Annotated in this window: 15 protein-coding genes; 8 read left to right on the top strand and 7 right to left on the bottom strand. The window is 66.1% G+C overall.

Annotation, left to right across the window (positions count from 1 at the left end; translation table 11 throughout):
* Positions 1 to 52 precede the first annotated feature (52 nt).
* Both ACP7BH_RS04240 and ACP7BH_RS04235 read left to right on the top strand, forming a co-directional pair.
* On the top strand, positions 53 to 700 hold the full coding sequence (locus ACP7BH_RS04240) for an ATP-dependent Clp protease proteolytic subunit (protein WP_135195868.1): 648 nt from the start codon (positions 53 to 55) through the stop codon (positions 698 to 700).
* Positions 701 to 774: 74 nt separating this feature from the next.
* A complete protein-coding gene (locus tag ACP7BH_RS04235) occupies positions 775 to 1,095 on the top strand; it encodes a hypothetical protein (RefSeq protein ID WP_346495330.1) in 321 nt (106 codons plus the stop codon).
* 6 nt (positions 1,096 to 1,101) lie between these two features.
* Here the strand turns inward: ACP7BH_RS04235 and ACP7BH_RS04230 are convergent, their stop codons facing one another.
* Positions 1,102 to 1,749, bottom strand: coding sequence for an HAD-IB family hydrolase (locus tag ACP7BH_RS04230; protein WP_425983426.1), 648 nt, complete (start codon positions 1,747 to 1,749; stop codon positions 1,102 to 1,104).
* Between the two features lie 194 nt (positions 1,750 to 1,943).
* Between ACP7BH_RS04230 and clpX the strand changes: the two genes are divergently transcribed.
* Positions 1,944 to 3,212: an ATP-dependent Clp protease ATP-binding subunit ClpX gene (clpX, locus tag ACP7BH_RS04225; RefSeq protein WP_135195870.1), complete on the top strand. Its 1,269-nt coding sequence runs from the start codon at positions 1,944 to 1,946 to the stop codon at positions 3,210 to 3,212.
* 59 nt (positions 3,213 to 3,271) lie between these two features.
* Here clpX and ACP7BH_RS04220 read toward each other — a convergent pair whose 3' ends face one another.
* The 3 genes from ACP7BH_RS04220 to ACP7BH_RS04210 all read right to left on the bottom strand — a co-directional run bounded on the left by ACP7BH_RS04220 (position 3,272) and on the right by ACP7BH_RS04210 (position 6,823).
* On the bottom strand, positions 3,272 to 4,021 hold the full coding sequence (locus ACP7BH_RS04220) for a lysophospholipid acyltransferase family protein (RefSeq protein ID WP_425983428.1): 750 nt from the start codon (positions 4,019 to 4,021) through the stop codon (positions 3,272 to 3,274).
* Positions 4,022 to 4,058: 37 nt separating this feature from the next.
* Positions 4,059 to 5,108: a GGDEF domain-containing protein gene (locus tag ACP7BH_RS04215; RefSeq protein WP_425983430.1), complete on the bottom strand. Its 1,050-nt coding sequence runs from the start codon at positions 5,106 to 5,108 to the stop codon at positions 4,059 to 4,061.
* A 110-nt stretch (positions 5,109 to 5,218) separates the two neighbouring features.
* Positions 5,219 to 6,823: a DEAD/DEAH box helicase gene (locus ACP7BH_RS04210; RefSeq protein ID WP_425983432.1), complete on the bottom strand. Its 1,605-nt coding sequence runs from the start codon at positions 6,821 to 6,823 to the stop codon at positions 5,219 to 5,221.
* Positions 6,824 to 7,074: 251 nt separating this feature from the next.
* Here ACP7BH_RS04210 and ACP7BH_RS04205 point away from each other — a divergent pair, with 251 nt between their 5' ends.
* Genes ACP7BH_RS04205 through ACP7BH_RS04195 form a run of 3 tightly spaced genes read left to right on the top strand, consistent with a single transcriptional unit; the run spans position 7,075 to position 12,696 of the window.
* Entirely contained in the window at positions 7,075 to 7,854 is a 780-nt protein-coding gene (locus ACP7BH_RS04205; protein WP_425983434.1) for an ImuA family protein, read from the top strand.
* Positions 7,781 to 9,337 carry a Y-family DNA polymerase gene (locus ACP7BH_RS04200; protein WP_425983436.1) on the top strand — a complete coding sequence of 519 codons (1,557 nt, stop codon included), beginning with the start codon at positions 7,781 to 7,783 and terminating at the stop codon, positions 9,335 to 9,337. The genes ACP7BH_RS04205 and ACP7BH_RS04200 overlap by 74 nt, the downstream gene beginning before the upstream one ends.
* A complete protein-coding gene (locus tag ACP7BH_RS04195; RefSeq protein WP_425983438.1) occupies positions 9,334 to 12,696 on the top strand; it encodes an error-prone DNA polymerase in 3,363 nt (1,120 codons plus the stop codon). Before ACP7BH_RS04200 ends, ACP7BH_RS04195 begins: the two co-directional genes overlap by 4 nt.
* Positions 12,697 to 12,703: 7 nt before the next feature.
* Here the strand turns inward: ACP7BH_RS04195 and ACP7BH_RS04190 are convergent, their stop codons facing one another.
* The gene (locus ACP7BH_RS04190; protein WP_425983440.1) at positions 12,704 to 13,873 is read right to left on the bottom strand and encodes an MFS transporter; all 1,170 of its coding nucleotides are present in this window, start codon (positions 13,871 to 13,873) and stop codon (positions 12,704 to 12,706) included.
* Between the two features lie 21 nt (positions 13,874 to 13,894).
* Entirely contained in the window at positions 13,895 to 14,929 is a 1,035-nt protein-coding gene (locus ACP7BH_RS04185) for an aldo/keto reductase (RefSeq protein ID WP_425983442.1), read from the bottom strand.
* 104 nt (positions 14,930 to 15,033) lie between these two features.
* On the opposite strand from ACP7BH_RS04185, the gene ACP7BH_RS04180 reads away from it, so the two are divergent.
* Positions 15,034 to 15,930 (top strand): LysR substrate-binding domain-containing protein, encoded by an 897-nt coding sequence (locus tag ACP7BH_RS04180; RefSeq protein WP_425983444.1) that lies wholly within the window; start codon positions 15,034 to 15,036, stop codon positions 15,928 to 15,930.
* A gap of 71 nt (positions 15,931 to 16,001) precedes the next feature.
* Here the strand turns inward: ACP7BH_RS04180 and ACP7BH_RS04175 are convergent, their stop codons facing one another.
* Positions 16,002 to 16,508, bottom strand: coding sequence for a hypothetical protein (locus ACP7BH_RS04175; protein ID WP_425983446.1), 507 nt, complete (start codon positions 16,506 to 16,508; stop codon positions 16,002 to 16,004).
* 184 nt (positions 16,509 to 16,692) lie between these two features.
* On the opposite strand from ACP7BH_RS04175, the gene ACP7BH_RS04170 reads away from it, so the two are divergent.
* Positions 16,693 to 17,556 carry a 50S ribosomal protein L11 methyltransferase gene (locus tag ACP7BH_RS04170; RefSeq protein WP_425983448.1) on the top strand — a complete coding sequence of 288 codons (864 nt, stop codon included), beginning with the start codon at positions 16,693 to 16,695 and terminating at the stop codon, positions 17,554 to 17,556.
* Positions 17,557 to 17,565 lie beyond the last annotated feature (9 nt).

Genomic DNA, 17,565 nt, shown 5'->3' with positions numbered 1-17,565 from the left:
CAAGACGTGCGGTTTTTGAGTCGCGCGTCCCCAGCATTCCCGAGAAGGCTATATGCGCGATCCGATTGAACTGATGAACATGAACCTGGTGCCGATGGTGGTGGAGCAATCCAGCCGTGGCGAGCGCTCCTTCGACATCTTCTCGCGCCTGCTGCGCGAGCGGATCATCTTCCTGACGGGGCCGTTCGAGGACGGCATGGCGTCGCTGATCTGCGCCCAGCTGCTGTTCCTTGAGTCGGAGAACCCGAAGAAGGAAATCAGCATGTATATCAACAGCCCCGGCGGACAGGTGTCTTCGGCGCTCGCGATCTACGACACCATGCAGTACATCAAGAGCCCGGTTTCGACCGTGGTCATGGGCATGGCGGCCTCGGCCGGCTCGCTGATCCTGACGGCCGGCGCGGCTGGGCAGCGGATCGCCCTGCCGAACGCGCGCATCATGGTGCACCAGCCGTCGGGCGGGTTCCGTGGTCAGGCGTCGGACATCGAACTGCACGCTGCGGACATCCGCTACACCAAGAAGCGCCTGAACGAGATTTACGTCCACCACACCGGCCGGACGTACGAGGAAGTCGAAAAGACGCTGGACCGCGACCACTTCATGTCGGCCGAGGAAGCCAAGGCCTGGGGCATCGTGGACCACGTCTATGATCGCCGCGAACAGGCCGACGCCGACGGCGTGAAGACGCCCGGCAACTAAGCCGCCCGACAAACGACCAAAAAAGGCGCGCCGATCGCGGCGCGCCTTTTTCATTTTATGCTATCGGAACCGCCATGCAGTTCACACGAGATCCAAGCGGCACGGTCGAAGTCGACGGCGAAACCTATGCCTGGGAGCTTCGTCGCCAGCCTCAGCCCAAGGGCGGCAATGTCTGGGAGGGCATGGCCGTCTCTCTGCGCCACGTCGACTTCAAGCGCGAGGCCATCGTGCAGTTTCCCCCGCCGCTGCGACCCAACGGCCGGCCGGATGTGGAAAAGCAGCGGGTCAATGTCGATGCGGTGCGCACCGCCATCACCTCGGCTATCGCAGCCGGATGGGATCCGGCCTCACGCGGCAAGGCCGTGGTGTTTGACGTGGACGCCGACGGCAACTGAAGGGCGTCATGGCTTCTGGCGAAATACTCTGAAGCCCGGCTCCTGGGCCATGGCCAGCATTTCGGTGTCTCCGGAGGTGTCGCCATAGGCGGCGACCAGCGTCATGTCGTCGCCATAGGCCGCCTTCAGCCGACGCACCTTCTCTTCACCCCGACAGTTCGGACCCGCAAAGGCGCCTGTGATTCGGTCTTCGGCGTCGAACACCAACTCGGTGCCCAGCAGAGCTTCTGCGCCCAGCTTTCGGGCAAAAGGCGCGACCGTCGTGGTGGGGGAGGCGGTCACGATCACGCGATGGGCGCCGCGCTCGCCCCAGTCGTTCCAGACCGCAAGGGCATCGGGCCGCATGAAGCGTGGCCAGACTTCTTGCGCGAACTGCTCGGCCTCGGCTTCCAGCGTCTGACGATCGACGCCTTGCAGAAACTCCTTCACTGACGCCGCCTTGATCCGACCCCGGTCGCGGTCCCTAGCATAGGCCGCCACGGCGGGCGCCAGCTTGACCAGACCCAGCGCCCAGGCGCCGGGACCTGCACGCCAACGCAGGAATTCGGTGAAACTGTCGCGAATCGTCAGTGTCCCATCGAAATCGAACGCGACAATGGGTCGCCCTGCGGCCTCGGACTGGCGCAAATCCTGCACGATCCCCATGTCAGACATTCGCCTTGATCCCCGCCGACACTGATCCATCCACGCACTGCAACAATCCCTTGCCGCCTTCGGGGTTGTCGTCGCACGTGGGATGGGTAATTGTCATTTTTTGAAGACCTTCGCAGCCAGAGTACTGGCATCAATGTGAGGGAAGCGCGTTTCGGGCCATTTCGGTTCGCCCCGCGGGAGTGAGATAAGGGTCTATGACCAAAGCAGCCGGCTCAGACGCCAAAAGCACTCTGTACTGCTCGTTCTGCGGAAAGAGCCAGCACGAGGTCCGCAAACTCATCGCGGGCCCGACCGTCTTCATCTGCGATGAATGCGTCGAACTGTGCATGGACATCATCCGCGAAGAGCACAAGATCGGCTTCAAGAAGACGACCGACGGGGTTCCCACGCCCAAGGAGATCCGCGACGTCCTGGATGACTATGTCATCGGACAGAGCCACGCCAAGAAGGTGCTCTCCGTCGCCGTCCACAACCACTACAAGCGTCTGAACCACGCGACGAAGAACAACGACGTCGAGCTGGCCAAGTCGAACATCATGCTGATCGGGCCGACCGGCTCGGGCAAGACGCTGTTGGCCCAGACGCTGGCGCGTATCATCGATGTACCCTTCACCATGGCCGACGCCACGACCCTGACCGAAGCCGGTTACGTGGGCGAGGATGTCGAGAACATCATCCTGAAGCTGCTCCAGGCCTCCGATTACAACGTCGAACGGGCTCAGCGCGGCATCGTCTACATCGACGAAATCGACAAGATCAGCCGCAAGTCGGACAACCCCTCGATCACCCGCGACGTCTCGGGCGAGGGCGTGCAGCAGGCCCTGCTGAAGATAATGGAAGGCACTGTCGCCTCCGTTCCGCCCCAGGGCGGTCGCAAGCACCCGCAGCAGGAGTTCCTGCAGGTCGACACCGCCAACATCCTCTTCATCGTCGGCGGCGCCTTCGCCGGCCTTGAGAAGGTGATCGCGGCGCGCGGGGCGGGCGCCTCGATCGGCTTCGGCGCCAAGGTCAAGGAAATCGACGAGCGTCGCACAGGCGACATCCTCAAGGGCGTCGAGCCTGACGACCTGATGCGGTTCGGCCTCATCCCCGAGTTCATCGGCCGTCTGCCTGTTCTGGCGACGCTGGAAGACTTGGACGAAGCGGCGCTGGTCACCATCCTGACCGAGCCGAAGAACGCGCTGGTCAAACAGTACAAGCGCCTGTTCGAGATGGAGAATGTCGAGCTGACCTTCACCGACGACGCCCTGATCGCCGTCGCCAAGAAGGCCATCACCCGCAAGACCGGCGCGCGTGGTCTGCGTTCGATCCTGGAAGGCATTCTGCTGGAAACCATGTTCGAACTGCCGACCTTCGAAGGCGTCGAAGAGGTCGTGGTCAACGCCGAGGTCATCGAAGGCAAGGCTCAGCCCCTGCTGATCTATTCCGAAGTGTCGAAGAAAAAGGCCGACGGCGCCGCCTGATCGGGCCATTGATCGAAAAGAATTGGGCCGGGGAGGGCGACCTCCCCGGCCTTTTTCGTTCAGTTCGGCGTATTGATCAGCACGGCCGGCGTTACCGGCTGACCCGTCGCCTGGGCGACCAATTCGGCGGTGCGGGTTTCGATGACGGCTTCCAGGCGGGCCAGAAACTCGTCCTTGGGCAGGCCTACGGGGATGGGGTCGAGGAACTCCAGCGTGGCGACGCCGGGATGCTTCTCGTATTTTTCCTCAGGCCAGAAGACGCCGAGGTTGCTGGCGAGCGGCACGACCGGCATGTCGAAATCGCGGTACATGTGCCAGACGCCGGACCGATATCTGAACTTCCGGCCGACGGGCGCGAGGTGACCCTCGGGATAGATCAGGATTTTGCGGTTTTCGGCAAGGGCCTCGGCGGCGCGCATGGCCAGGGCCTTGCGCGCTTCATGGCCGCCGCAGCTATTGACGACGATGGCGCCCAGCTTCTTCAGCACGCCGCCCAGCAGTGGAAACTTCTCCAGATGGTCGCCGGTGACGAAGGCGATGTCGTCGAACTGGTCGTAGGTGGCGAAGCCGTCGCCCCAGCTCTGGTGCTTCGAGGCGATGATGAAGGCGCCCTCGGGCAGCCGATCCTTGCCGCGCACGTCCAGCCGGATGCCGGCGAAGATCGCCATGGCCTGGACCATGCGCTTCACATAGCGGCGGATGACCCAGCTGGCGGGACCGCGACCGGGCGCGAGCGCCGCAAATGCAGCCGTCAGCCCATAGCTGATCGACAAGATCCAGTAGGCGACATTGAAGGCGAAGCTGCGCATCGGGCGACTATGGCAGAAAGCTTGGCCTTGTCAGGCTCTAAGCCGCTTTTTCCAGTGCGGCCGCAGCGGTGACGCAGTTTCGACCGGCGCGCTTGGATTCGTAGAGGGCGGCATCGGCGCGCTCCAGCAGGCTGGCGGCGGTTTCGCCCCGCTGACGCTGAGCGAAGCCGGACGACAGTGTCACGGAGCCGAGGTCATCATTGGTCGAGCGCCGACGCAGGGCGCGTGAGGCCACGTCGTTGCGGATGCTTTCCAGCGCCGCCATGACGACGCCCGCGCCTTCGCCGGGGAAGATGATCGCGAATTCCTCGCCGCCGAACCGGGCCGCAAATCGGGTCTTGCCGCAGATGTTGGACAGGACGGTGGAGACATAGCGCAGCACCTGATCACCGGTCTGGTGTCCCCAGGTGTCGTTGAAGCGCTTGAAATGGTCGATGTCGAGGATGGCCAGGCTGAGCGGCGATCCGTCGTCCTCGGCGCAAGCGGCCTCAAGCCGTTCGTCGAAGGCCTTGCGGTTGGCCAGGTTGGTCAGGGCGTCGGTCATGGCGTCGCGGCGCACCTGTTCCAGGTTCTCGCGCAGGCGGATGACTTCCTTGTTGGACTTCTCCAGGCGTTTTTCCAGGATCGCGGTCTCGCGGCGCACGCGGTTGGTTGCGGTAGACAGACCGCCGACCAGATCCTTCAGCGAGGATGGATCCTCGACGGTTTCCATGGAGTGTGAGGCGTCGGCGAGGGTCTCGCCATAGTCGTGCTGGGTCTTGTGGGCCATGGCGATGGCGCTGGCGACGCTGGCCAGTTCGCGGTCGAGGACGGCGCCGACATCACGGATCTGATCCGGCAGACGCCCGCGCGGCAGGAACTCCGCGGCCAGCATCTCCGACGTCTTGTCGGTGATGACCGTGGACTGTGCGAGAAGGCGTCGGATTTCCTGGGCCAGGGCGCCGTCAGGATCGCTGAGATAGTGCAGCCAGAGTTCGAAGTTCAGCGGCGTCGGCCAGACGCCCGCCTTTTCCATTTCGGCGATGACATCACGCGCCAGGGCGTAGGCTTGTGGACCCCGGAGCGACGTCTCGACCTGATTGAACATTCTTCTTCCCCTTGGCTCCTGTTCTGGAGCTGTATCGGGGCGCAGACTAAGGAGTGTTCCGTAATGCAGGGTAAACGGCGCGGGATTTCACCGCGCCGTTATGTACGAATTCAGGGGCGGACGACGACCGGGCGGCGAAGGAAGGCCGGGATGTCGTCGCCGAAGCCGCGCACGCCCTGACGTTGCGTGTCGTCCTTGGCGGCCTTGCGGTCGCCGCGACGGTCGGATTGCAGCAGGTGAGGCTCGCGGTCGGCGCGGTCGGGACGCTCTGCACGGTCCGTACGCGGGGCGCGGGGTGCCTCGACCGCTTCGACCGTCTCGACGGCTTCAACCGCTACCGGGGCAGGAGCGGCAACTTCGACAGCGGCGGCTTCCGGGCGGGCCTTGCGCCGGCTGCGGCTGCGGGGGGCTTCGGTTTCCTGAGCCTGAGCAGCTTGAGGTGCAGCAACGGCGACGACTTCGGTCGGCTCGGCGGCGGGGGCGCTGCTGTTGCGCGACCGGCTGCGGCTGCGCTCTCCCGAACGCTCACGTCCGCCGGAGCGTTTGTCGTCGCGGGCGGGGCCGTCCTTGATGGCGGCGAAGTCGATGCCGTCCAGAACCAGCTCCTGCGGGTCCATCTTGATCAGCTTCAGCACCTTATCCAGCGACTTGTCGTCGGCCGGGGTCACGATCATGAAGGCCTGGCCTAGCTTGCCCGCGCGGCCGGTGCGGCCGATCCGGTGAACATAGTCGTCGGCGTGGTGCGAGACGTCGTAGTTGAAGACGTGGCTGACGTCCGGGATGTCCAGACCGCGCGCGGCGACGTCGGAGGCCACCAGGATCTTCAGCGCGCCCGAGCGGAAGTCCGCCAGGGTTTTGGTGCGTTGCGACTGGTCCAGGTCGCCGTGGATCGGCGCGGCGTCGAAGCCGTGCTGCTTCAGCGACTTGGCGACGATATCGACTTCGGATTTGCGGTTGCAGAAGACGATGCCGTTGCGCACGTCCTCACGGCCGACCAGCGCGCGCAGGGCGGTGCGCTTGGCCTTGGGGTCCGAGGTGGGGATGCGGACGACGTACTGGGTGATGGTGTCGGCGGTCATCGCCGGACGCGAGGCCTCGATCCGGGTCGGATCCTTAAGGAAGGCGGCCGTCAGGCGCGTGATCTCGGGCGGCATTGTGGCCGAGAAGAACAAGGTCTGGCGACGCGGCGGCGTCAGTTTGAAGATCTTCTCGATGTCGGGGATGAAGCCCATGTCGAGCATGCGGTCGGCCTCGTCCACGACCATGATCTCGACGCCGTTCAGCATCATCTTGCCGCGTTCGAACAGGTCCAGAAGGCGGCCCGGCGTGGCGATCAGGACATCGACGCCCTTGTTCAGGGCCGCGACCTGGTCGCCCATGGAGACGCCGCCGATCAGCAGCACCCAGGTCAGTTTGGTGCCCTTGGCGTATTTGGCGAAGCTTTCCGCGACCTGGTCGGCCAGCTCGCGGGTCGGGGCCAGGACGATGGCGCGCGGCATCCGGGCGCGGGCTCGACCGGTGGACAGGCGATCGACCAGCGGCAGGGTGAAGGCGGCCGTCTTGCCGGTGCCGGTCTGGGCGATGCCCAGGACGTCGCGGCCGGCGAGGGCGACCGGGATCGCCTGTTCCTGAATGGGGGTGGCGGTCGTGTAGCCGGTGTCGGCGACGGCCTTAAGAGTCGTGGGCGAAAGGCCCAATTGGGAAAATTCGGTCATGAATCCTTGGGAGAGAAAGCGTCTGCGTGCATCAAGCAACGGAACCGCCCCTCTTTGGGCGAGCGGGCGGCGCGTTTCGCAGACCTGTCCCGAGGCTGGGGGCGATATAGAAGTCCCTGCGCCAAAGTCAAGTATTCACGATATGTCGTCCGAGCGGACTGTGCGGAATAAATTCCCACGGTCAAGCTGGAACTCTGCTTGACTCCTTGTCCCCTGAAGGATGCATATAAGAGAACAAAAGGAGAACCGTGGTGCGGCCCGATCACGATATCGAAGTCCTGCGCGAACGTCTGAAAGCGATGGAAACGGACGCATCTCCGACCGACGATGCACGCTTCAACCTGGGGTATGAGGAGGCGGACCGGCATCTAGGCGGGCTGGCGATCCATGCCCTGCACGAGATCTACGCCCCGACCACGCCAGATACGACGGCGGCCTTGGGGTTCGCCGTGGGGCTTGTTCAGCGGGCGGCGGGCGACCGGCCCGTGGTCTGGGGCGTGCAGGCCATGGCAGGGTTGGAGACGGGGCAGATCCATGGGCCGGGCTTGCGCGAGATGGGGCTGGATCCCGGCCGGGTGGTGCTGGTGCGAGTCAAGGAGACGAAGGACCTGCTGACGGCGGGAGAAGAGGCGCTGACTTGCGGCGCCGTGGGGGCGGTGCTGCTGACCACCTGGGGCGAGAGCAAGATGTTGAGTCTGACGGCGACGCGGCGGTTGTCGATGGCGGCGGGGCAGGGACGAGCGACGGCGATTCTGACGCGCTTGGCGGCCCAACCCCAGCCGAGCGCTGCCGAGACCCGGTGGCGGGTCAGGGGGGCTTTGTCGCGCGCGCTGGAAGCCGAGGCGCCCGGTCATCCGACCTATGCGGTTGAACTACTGCGACATCGGCTGGGCGCGCAGCCTAACACCTGGATCATGGAGTGGGATCGTGAGCGCGAAGTCTTCCAAAAAGGCGGACATGAATACTTGGAACGAGCGGCGATATCTGGCGATCTGGTTTCCCCTGTTGCCGACGGATCGGTTGCGGCGTGAGGAGGGACAGGCCGACTCTTCGGCTGAGCCGGTGACCGTCTTGGTGGAAAAGGTGAAGGGCGCGCTGCGTCTGGCGGCCGCGAATGTGCAGGCGCTGGCGCTGGGCCTTTCGCCCGGCATGACCCTGGCCGATGCTCGGGCGCGGGCGCCGGACATCCGGGTGGTCGCGCACCGGCCCGAGGCGGACGCGGCCCTGCTGAAAAGGGTGTTGCTGGATTTCGGCCGGTTCACGCCGATGGCGGCGACCGACGGTGCGGACGGGCTGACGCTGGACGTGACGGGCTGCTCCCATCTGTTCGGGGGCGAAGAAGGTCTGGTCCGGTCGGTCGTGGCTAGGGCGCGAGGTGTCGGGTTGGCGGTTCGTCTGGCCCTGGCCGGCACGCCCGAGACGGCGCGCGCCCTGGCGCGGTTCGGGCGTGGTGGAATTTACGAGGGGGAGGGGCAGAGCCAGGCGCTGCGCCACCTGCCTGTCGCGGCGCTGGAGCTGTCGGACAAGGAGACGCAGGCCCTGTCGCGGGCGGGACTGAAGACCCTGGCTCATCTGGCCGACCGTCCCACCGCGCCCATCGCCGCGCGCTTCGGCGTGGCGGCGGCGACGCGGCTGAACCGGGTGATGGGGCGTGAGGACGCTCGGATCCGGCCCGAACGGCCTGTGCTGGTCATTTGCGTCAATCGCATTCTGGTCGAGCCGATCACGGAGACGACCGACATTGAGGCGGTTATCGGCGATCTGCTGGTCGAGGCCATGGATCAGCTCGACCTGCGCGGTCAGGGCGGTCGGGCCTTCCAGACCGCCTTCTTCCGTCTGGATGGAGAGGTGCGCCACATCACGGTTCGCACCGGTCGGCCCAGCCGGGATGTCGTTGGAGTGTTGCGCCTGTTCCGCGAACGGCTGGCGGCCTTGGCGCGGCCGCTGGATCCCGGTTTCGGCTTCGACCAGTTGCGGCTGTCCGTGCCGGTCGCCGATCGTCTGGCGTCCAAGCAGCGGGGCTTCGACCGGACGCCGCCGGGCGCCGAGGACTTGGGCCGGCTGATCGACCGTCTGACCGCGCGCCTGGGGGCGGAGGCCGTCAGCCGATTCGAATCGGTAGAGTCGCATCGACCCGAGCGCGCAGTGCGTCTGACCCCTGCGGCCCTGCCGATGGGTGAGATCGCCGCCTGGCCCGAGCCGGATCCCGCCGACCCGCCGCTACGGCCGCTGCAGATGTTCGATCCGCCCCAGCCTGTCGTGGCCACGGCGGAGGTGCCCGACCATCCGCCGAACCGCTTCATCTGGCGGCGGGTGGATCACCGTCTGGTCCGGGTCGAAGGCCCCGAACGCATCGCCCCCGAATGGTGGCGCAGGCTGCGGGGGCCGCTGGAGCCCACCCGCGACTATTACCGCGTCGAGAACCAGGAGGGCCGCCGTTTCTGGCTGTTCCGCTCCGGCTTCTACGGCGAGGAGCCGGCGCCGCGCTGGTTCGTGCACGGGGTCTTCGCATGAGCGCCTATGCCGAACTGGCGACGCGCAGCAACTTCTCCTTCCTGGAAGGGGCGTCGCATCCGAAACATTTGGTGTTGAGCGCCATCCTACGCGGCCACACCGGCATGGGGCTGGCCGACCGCAACACCCTGGCGGGGGTGGTGCGGGCCTGGAGCGCGCTGAAGACGCTGCGCGAGGAGGGCTGGTCGCCCCCGGACCGGGTGCGCCAGGGCGGCGGACCTGGCGAGACGGTGCTGGTGGAGGATTCGTTTCCCATCGACATCGACCCGGAGGAGATCAAGGCGAGGGCCAAGGCTTTCAAGCTGATCCTGGGCGCGCGGCTGCGGTTCAACGATGGGACGCCGGACATCCTGGCCTATCCGGAAGATCGACAAGGCTGGGGGCGCCTGTGCCGCCTGCTGACCCTGGGCAACAGCCGAGCAAAGAAGGGCCAATGCGAGATCGGCCTGCGCGACCTGCTGCGCGCGCCCGAGGGGCTGCTGCTGATCGTCATGCCGCCGCGCCGGCTGGAGGGGCTAGAGGCCCTGCTGCGCCAGGTGAACGACGCTGCGCCGGGCGCCGTCTGGCTGGGCGGCGCCATGCGTCGGTTGGGCGACGACCGCCGCCGCCTGGCGCGGTTGAAGGCCTTTGCGGCGGCAGGCGCGCCGTTGCTGGCAGTCAACGACGTTCTCTATCACGACGCCGAACAGCGTGACCTGCAGGATGTCGTCACCTGTATCCGCGAGGGGGTGACGCTGGAGGGGGCCGGCCGCCGCCTGGACCAGAACGCCGAACGCCACCTGAAACCGCCCGCCGAAATGAGCCGCCTGTTCGCCGACGCGCCCGAGGCGGTGGCCGAGACGCAGGATGTTCTGGCGCGGGTGGCGTTCGACCTGGGGGACCTGAGCTACAACTATCCCGAAGAGCCGGTGCCGCCCGGCATGACGGCGCAGGATCGGTTGGCTGAGTTGGTGGCGACCTATGAGGAGCGGAAATATCCGCAAGGCGTGCCGGGCAAGGTGCAGGACCTTCTGAAGAAGGAGCTGACCTTCATCGCCAAGGAGGATCTGGCCCACTATTTTCTGACGATCCACGACATCGTCAGATTTGCGAACGATCAGCGCATCCTTTGTCAGGGGCGGGGTTCTGCGGCGAACTCGGCCGTCTGCTATGTTCTGGGGATCACCTCGGTCGATCCCAGTGTGCATGACGTGCTGTTTGAGCGCTTCCTTTCGTCGGATCGAAAGGAGCCGCCCGACATCGACGTCGATTTCGAGCACGAGCGGCGCGAGGAGGTCATTCAGCACATCTATGAAAGATACGGTCGTCACCGAGCCGGCATCGCCGCCACCGTGATCCGTTATCGCCCGCGCAGCGCCATCCGCGAGGTCGGAAAAGTCATGGGGCTGACCGAGGATGTGACGGCGCGTCTGGCAGGAAGCCAGTGGGGCAGTTTCGGATCGGACATCCCGGATCGGCATCTGGAGCAGGCCGGGCTCGAGGTCGGCAATCCGACCGTAACCCGTGCGGTCGCCATGACCCGGCGGCTGCTGGAGTTTCCCCGACATCTGTCCCAACACGTCGGGGGCTTCGTCCTGACCCAGGATCGGCTGGATGAATTGGTTCCCATCGGCAATGCGGCCATGCCGGACCGAACCTTCATCGAATGGGATAAGGACGATATCGACGCGCTGAGGCTGATGAAGGTCGATGTGCTGGCTCTGGGGATGCTGACCTGTATCCGAAAGGGGTTCGATCTTCTGGTTGAACATAGGCAACTGGATTTCAGGCTGGATACGGTCCCCGATGCCGACGAGGAGACCTACGAAATGCTGCAGCAGGGGCGTTCCATCGGAGTTTTCCAGGTGGAGAGTCGGGCGCAGATCAATATGCTTCCGAGGCTGAAACCGAAGCGGTTCTACGATCTGGCCATTCAGGTGGCGATTGTTCGTCCCGGGCCGATTCAGGGAAACATGGTCCATCCCTATCTGAGGCGACGGCAGGGTCTGGAAGCCGTGGACTATCCTTCTCCCGGTGCAGAGTTCGGACATCCCGATGAGTTGAAGGACGTGCTGAAAGCGACGCTGGGCGTGCCGCTCTTTCAGGAACAGGCGATGAAGATCGCGATGGTCGCGGCGTGCTTTGACGACAAGCAGGCGAACGGCATGCGCAAGGCCATGGGGACCTTCAGGGGCGATGGGAACCTAAGCCACTACGGTCAACTCATGGTCGAGGGCATGAAGGCGCGAGGGTATGATGAGGCCTTCGCCGAGCGCTGTTTCGAGCAAATCAAGGGCTTCGGCTCCTATGGCTTTCCCGAGAGCCACGCTATTTCGTTCGCCAGGCTGGTCTACATCTCGTCCTGGATCAAATGCCATCATCCGGCGGTGTTCGCTTGTGCGCTGCTGAACAGCCAGCCGATGGGATTCTATGCGCCAGCTCAGCTGGTGCGGGATGCGCAGGAGAGCCCGCAGAAGGTCGAGGTGCGGGCGATCGATGTGAACCACAGCGTCTGGGACAACACGCTGGAGCCTACGGATCGCGGTAAGGAATTTCCGGCCTTGCGCTTGGGGCTGCGTCAGATCGACGGGTTCAAGGAGGGGTGGGCCTCGAAGTTGGTCGAAGCGCGCGACGCTCCCTTCACCGATGTCGAGGAGATGGCGCGGCGAACGGGGCTAGAGGCGGCGGCGATGCGGAAACTGGCGGATGCGGATGCGTTCCGGTCGATCGGGCTGGACCGGCGCGAGGGGCTGTGGGCGGTCAGGCGGTTGCCGGACGACGAACCTCTGCCGCTGTTCCAGGCCGCGCGGGCGCGGGAGCTGGGCGCCGAGGCGGCGGCGAACCTGCCGCTGATGCCGCTGAAGGAACATATCGCCACAGACTATCAGACGACACGACTGTCGCTGAAGGGACATCCGATGCAGATCCTGCGGCCGGTGTTCCGGGCGGAGGGGGTGCTAAGCGCGGCCGAGGTCATGGCCCAGAAGCATGGGCGGCTGGTGCGCACGGCCGGGGTGGTGCTGGTGCGGCAAAGGCCGGGCACGGGCAACGCCATCTTCGTGACCATGGAGGACGAGACCGGGGTGGTGAACGCGTTGATCTGGGCGCGGCTGTTCGAGACCTTCCGGCGCGAGGTTATGGCGGCGCGGTTGATGGAGGTGGAGGGCACGGTCGAGAAGAGCGTCGAGGGTGTGCTTCACATCATGGTGCGCAAGGTGGTGGACCGTTCGGCCGAACTGAGCCGGCTGTCCGAGGATTATGACCTGCAGGTCGAGCTGTCGCGGGCGGATGCGGTGAAATATCCGCAAGGTCCACGCAGCCCGACCGGCCGGCATCCGCGCGACGTCCGCATTCTGCCGGGGTCGCGCGATTTTCACTGAGGCGGGGTCAGCCGATGGCGGGGACCGTCGCGGACGCACGCTTGCGGGTCAGGAACAGGACCAGCAGCAAGCCCAGGCCCGACGCGATGGCGCCGGCGATGGAGACGGCTGGATAGCCCAGGCCGCCGGCGATGACCGCCCCGCCAACGGCCGCGCCGATGGCGTTGCCCAGGTTGAAGGCACCGATGTTCATGGCCGAGGCCAGGTTGGGCGCGTCGCCGGCGGCGGCCATGACCCGAACCTGCAGGGGCGGCACCAAGGCGAAGCTGGCGATCCCCCACAGGAAGACCAGGATCGAGGTCGGAACCGCGAACGGCATGGCGAAGGCGAAGGCAACCAGGATGGCCGACAGCGAGGCCAGGGTGACGATCAGAGTGCGGTCCACGGACCTGTCCGCGAACCTGCCGCCCAGCCAGTTGCCCAGCGTCAGGCCCAGTCCATAGGTGACCAGCATGGCGGTGACGAAGCCGAGCGAAGCGTGGGTCTGCTCACGCAGGATCGGGGCGATATAGGTGAAGACGGTGAACATGGCGCTGGAGCCGATCACCGTCAGGGCTAGGGCCGCCAGCACTGGGCCGCGACCCAGGACACGCAGTTCCGCGGCGATGTTGCCGCCAGTCGGTGCGGGAAGATTAGGCAGGGTGAAGCGCAGGGCGGCCATGACCAGAACGCCGATCCCGGCGATGCCCCAGAAGCTGGCGCGCCAGCCCAGGGCGTCTCCGGCCCAGGTCGCCAAAGGCACGCCGACGACGTTGGCGATGGTCAGGCCCATGAACATGGCGGCGACGGCGCCTGCCTGACGGTTCGGCGCCACCAGGCTGGCGGCCACGATAGAACCGACGCCGAAGAAGGCGCCGTGGTTCAGCGAAGTGATGACCCGCGCGATCAGAAGCATCGTGTAGTCAGTCGAAATCGCCGACAGCAGGTTGCCGACGGTGAAGATGGCGGCGAGGCCGACCAGGAGGGCCCGGCGCGGCACGCGGCCGGTCGTCAGCGTCATCAACGGCGCGCCCAGCATGACGCCGAGTGCATAGGCGCTGATCAGTAGCCCAGCGGTGGGGATGGATACGCCGAGATCGGTCGCGATCACAGGCAGCAGGCCCATAGGCGCGAACTCCGTCACGCCGATGCCGAAAGCGCCGGCCGCGAGGGCCAGGAGGGGAGGATTGAGTTTCATTGAGGAGGAGACTTTCGAGACTCAGACCAGCGGCGGGTTCAGGCGAGCGAACCCTTCCTGCTGGCGATAGGGCGTGTGGGGATAGGGCGGCAGGACGTCGCTGGCGGCGTCGAGCGCGGCGATCTGGTCGGGTGTCAGGCTCCAGCCGACGGCGCCTAGGTTCTGGCGCAGCTGTTCCTCGTTGCGGGCGCCGATGATGACCGAGGAGACGGTCGGGCGTCGCAGCAGCCAGTTGATGGCGATCTGGGGCACGGTCTTGCCGGTCTCTGCCGCGACGGCGTCCAGGGCATCGACGACGCGATACAGGTGGTCGTTCTCGACGGGTGGGGCGAAGGCGGCGGTCTGGTGCAGGCGGCTGCCCTCGGGGATCGGGGCGTCGCGACGAATCTTGCCGGTCAAACGGCCCCAGCCCAGCGGGCTCCAGACCAGAGCGCCCACGCCCTGGTCCGCGCCCAGCGGCATCAGGTCGGCCTCATAGGCGCGGCCGACCAGGGAGTAATAGACCTGGTGGGCGACGAAGCGGGGGCGGGCGTCACGCTCGGCGATGCCTTGCGCCTTCATCAGCGCCCAGCCAGGATAGTTGGACACGCCGGTGTAGCGGACCTTGCCCGAGGTCACGAGCGTATCCAGCGTGGCCAGCAGTTCGTCCGCCGGGGTCGAGGCGTCGAAGGCGTGCAGTTGCAGCAGGTCGATATGGTCGGTGTCCAGGCGGCGCAGGGCGTTCTCGACCGCTCGGATCAGCCGGCCGCGCGACACGCCCCAGTCGCCCGGACCGTCGCCGGTCGGCAGGCCGGTCTTGGTCGAGATCAGCACCTGATCGCGGCGGCCCTTGATGGCGTGGCCCAGCACCTGTTCCGAGGCGCCGTCGGAATAGACGTCGGCGGTGTCGAACAGATTGACCCCGGCCTCCAGGCAGATGTCGATCAGGCGGCGCGCCTCGTCCACATCGCTGTTGCCCCAGGCCCCGAACAGCGGGCCGGAACCGCCGAAGGTGCCCGTGCCGAAGCTGAGGACCGGAACGCGCAGGCCCGATGCTCCAAGTTGACGATATTCCATGACTGTCCTCGTGACCGCGTTCGTGTTCGGAGGCACAGATGGACGCCGGCGTGCGACGGCGGTAGGCAGGCGTCAGGCCAAACATTTTTGATCTGGGCGCAAAGATGCAGATGATCGGGGTGGATCGGGCGCGCGAGATGGAAGTCTTCGTCGCCGTGATCCAGGGCGGCAACTTCTCGGCGGCGGGGCGGACGCTGGGTCTGACGCCCTCGGCCATCAGTCGGACCATCGACCGGATCGAGGCGCGGCTGGGCGTGCGGCTGATGCTGCGCACCACGCGGGTGCTGACGCTGACGCCCGAGGGGCAGGCCTATCTGGGCGCGGCGCGCCGGATACTGACCGAGCTGGACGACGCCGAACAGGCCATCGCCGACCAGGGCGCGCCGCGCGGGCGGTTGAGAGTCAGCGCCTCTCTGGCCCATGGCCGTCAGCAGGTAGTGCCGCTGCTGGGCGAGTTCGTGCGCCGTTATCCGCATATCCTGGTCGATATCAATCTGACGGACGTGGTGGTCGATGTGGCGGCGGGGCAGGCGGATGTGGCGATCCGGTTCGGGCCTTTGGCCGACAGCCCCCTGACTGCGCGGCGACTGGGTGAGACGGGGCGGACCATCGTGGCCTCGCCCGACTATCTGGCGCGGCGAGGCGTGCCGCACGTGCCAGAGGATCTGCACGATCACGACTGCCTGAACTTCAACTTTCGGCGTCAGGAGCCGGTCTGGCCGTTTCGTCGGGACGGGCGCGACTATGCGCTGACGGTGAGGGGATCGGTGGAGGCGAACAATGGCGAAACCCTGACGCAGTTGGCGCTGGCTGGCGTGGGGGTGACACGAGTGGGGCATTTCAGCGTGGGCGACGCCATCGCCGAGGGGCGGCTGGTCCCGCTGCTGGAGGATTTCAATCCTGGGGACCGCGAGCCGATCCACGCCGTCTTCGTCGGCGGCGCAAACATGCCGGCGCGGGTGCGGGTGTTCGTCGACTATCTGGCCGAACGACTGCGCTGAGACGGCCTCAAACGAAAATCGCCGGACGGGCGAACCGTCCGGCGATCTGCAAGATCAGACGTGAGGTGCGATCAGTGCTTGCCGAAGATGATGTCGCCCAGCTTGGCGAAGAAGCCCTTTTCCTCGGACTTGGCGGCGGCTGGTGCGGCCGCAGGCTTGGGGGCTTCGACCGGCTTGGGCGCTGGAGCCGGAGCAGCGGCTGCGGTCACCGGCTTTGGCGCGGCGACCGGTTCTGCGGGCTTGGGCGCTGCGACGGCGGCGGGTTTGGCGACCGGAGCGGCCTTGGGCGTTGCAGCGGGTTTCTGGGCAGCCTTGGGCGCGGCGGCTTTCTGGGCAGCAGCCTTCGGTGCGGCGGTCTTCGCGGCGGCTTTAGGCGCCGCGGCCTTGACGGCGACCGGAGCCTTGGCGGCCGGTGCGGCCTTCGGTTTGGCGGCGGCCTTCGGGGCTACGGCTTTCGCGGCGGCGGGCTTGGGAGAGGCAGCCTTGGGTGCAGCGACCTTTGCAGCAGCGGGTTTGGGCGCTGTCACTGGCTTGACGGCGGCCTTGGGCGCAGCGGTTTTCGCGGCGGCGGGCTTCACGGCGCTCGACTTCGGCGCGGCTTTAGGCTTGGAAGCGGCGGTCGCCGGCTTTGGCGACGCTGGTTTAGACGTAGACGGTGACTTGGCCATGTATTCCCCGACCCCTCGGTTTGATAAAAACGCGGCGGCGACGGGCAGACAGCGCCGGATCGCTACGATTCGCCATATTACCGGTGTTTGAGAAATGTCCGAGTCCGCTCTTCAGATAATCGCTCGCGGTCCCCGCGCCGCCGCAGAAGCCGCCGCAGAGGCCATCGACGCTGATCCCCGGCTGGAAGGCGCGACCTATTCCATTCTGGAAGAGGACGAGGACAAGGGCGTCTGGCGCATCGACGCCTTTCCCACGACCAATGACGAGGTCGAGGGACTGAAGGCCGTGCTGGCCGATCATCCGGTCACGGTCCTGGTCGAGAAGCTGGCCGACGCCGACTGGCTGGCCATGTCGCTGTCGGGTTTGCCGCCGGTCGAGGCTGGACGTTTTTTCGTCTATGGCGCGCACGATCAGGGCAAGGTGCCCGAGGGTCGGGTCACGCTGAAGATCGATGCGGGCGCCGCCTTCGGCACCGGTCACCACGGTACTACGGTCGGCTGCCTGGAGGCTTTCGACAACCTGCTGAAGACCGAAACCTTCGAGAAGGTGCTGGATGTCGGCTGCGGCACCGGCGTGCTGGCGATCGCGGCGGCCAAGACCGGCACGCCCATCGCCGTCGGCACCGACATCGACGAGCCCTCTGCGCGGATCGCCAATGAGAACGCCGAGATCAACGAGGCCAAGTGCGACTTCTATTTCGCCGACGGTTTGAGCGATCCGCGCATTGCCCGGCACCTGCCGTACGATCTGGTGTTCGCCAACATCCTGGCCGCGCCCCTGGTCGAACTGGCGCCTGAGATCGGCGCCGCGCTGAAGACGGGCGGGGTCGCGATCCTGTCGGGCCTGCTGCGCACGCAGGAGGAGCGGGTGCTGGAGGCCTATCTGCCGCTGGGCTTCGTGGTCGAACAAACCATCCATCATGACGCCTGGAGCGCGCTGCAACTGCGCAAGGGCTGAGAGACAAAG

This window comes from Brevundimonas sp. TWP2-1 (assembly GCF_049897645.1).
In the GTDB taxonomy this organism is placed as follows: Bacteria; Pseudomonadota; Alphaproteobacteria; order Caulobacterales; family Caulobacteraceae; genus Brevundimonas.
This window is presented reverse-complemented; position numbering and strand designations above follow the sequence as displayed.

Bases quoted from the DNA above. Each gene is read 5' to 3' on its own strand.
- ACP7BH_RS04240 (WP_135195868.1), top strand. From the start codon at position 53: ATGCGCGATCCGATTGAACTGATGAACATGAACCTGGTGCCGATGGTG.
- ACP7BH_RS04235 (WP_346495330.1), top strand. From the start codon at position 775: ATGCAGTTCACACGAGATCCAAGCGGCACGGTCGAAGTCGACGGCGAA.
- ACP7BH_RS04230 (WP_425983426.1), bottom strand. From the start codon at position 1,749: ATGTCTGACATGGGGATCGTGCAGGATTTGCGCCAGTCCGAGGCCGCA.
- clpX (WP_135195870.1), top strand. From the start codon at position 1,944: ATGACCAAAGCAGCCGGCTCAGACGCCAAAAGCACTCTGTACTGCTCG.
- ACP7BH_RS04220 (WP_425983428.1), bottom strand. From the start codon at position 4,021: ATGCGCAGCTTCGCCTTCAATGTCGCCTACTGGATCTTGTCGATCAGC.
- ACP7BH_RS04215 (WP_425983430.1), bottom strand. From the start codon at position 5,108: ATGTTCAATCAGGTCGAGACGTCGCTCCGGGGTCCACAAGCCTACGCC.
- ACP7BH_RS04210 (WP_425983432.1), bottom strand. From the start codon at position 6,823: ATGACCGAATTTTCCCAATTGGGCCTTTCGCCCACGACTCTTAAGGCC.
- ACP7BH_RS04200 (WP_425983436.1), top strand. From the start codon at position 7,781: ATGAATACTTGGAACGAGCGGCGATATCTGGCGATCTGGTTTCCCCTG.
- ACP7BH_RS04195 (WP_425983438.1), top strand. From the start codon at position 9,334: ATGAGCGCCTATGCCGAACTGGCGACGCGCAGCAACTTCTCCTTCCTG.
- ACP7BH_RS04190 (WP_425983440.1), bottom strand. From the start codon at position 13,873: ATGAAACTCAATCCTCCCCTCCTGGCCCTCGCGGCCGGCGCTTTCGGC.
- ACP7BH_RS04185 (WP_425983442.1), bottom strand. From the start codon at position 14,929: ATGGAATATCGTCAACTTGGAGCATCGGGCCTGCGCGTTCCGGTCCTC.
- ACP7BH_RS04180 (WP_425983444.1), top strand. From the start codon at position 15,034: ATGCAGATGATCGGGGTGGATCGGGCGCGCGAGATGGAAGTCTTCGTC.
- ACP7BH_RS04170 (WP_425983448.1), top strand. From the start codon at position 16,693: ATGTCCGAGTCCGCTCTTCAGATAATCGCTCGCGGTCCCCGCGCCGCC.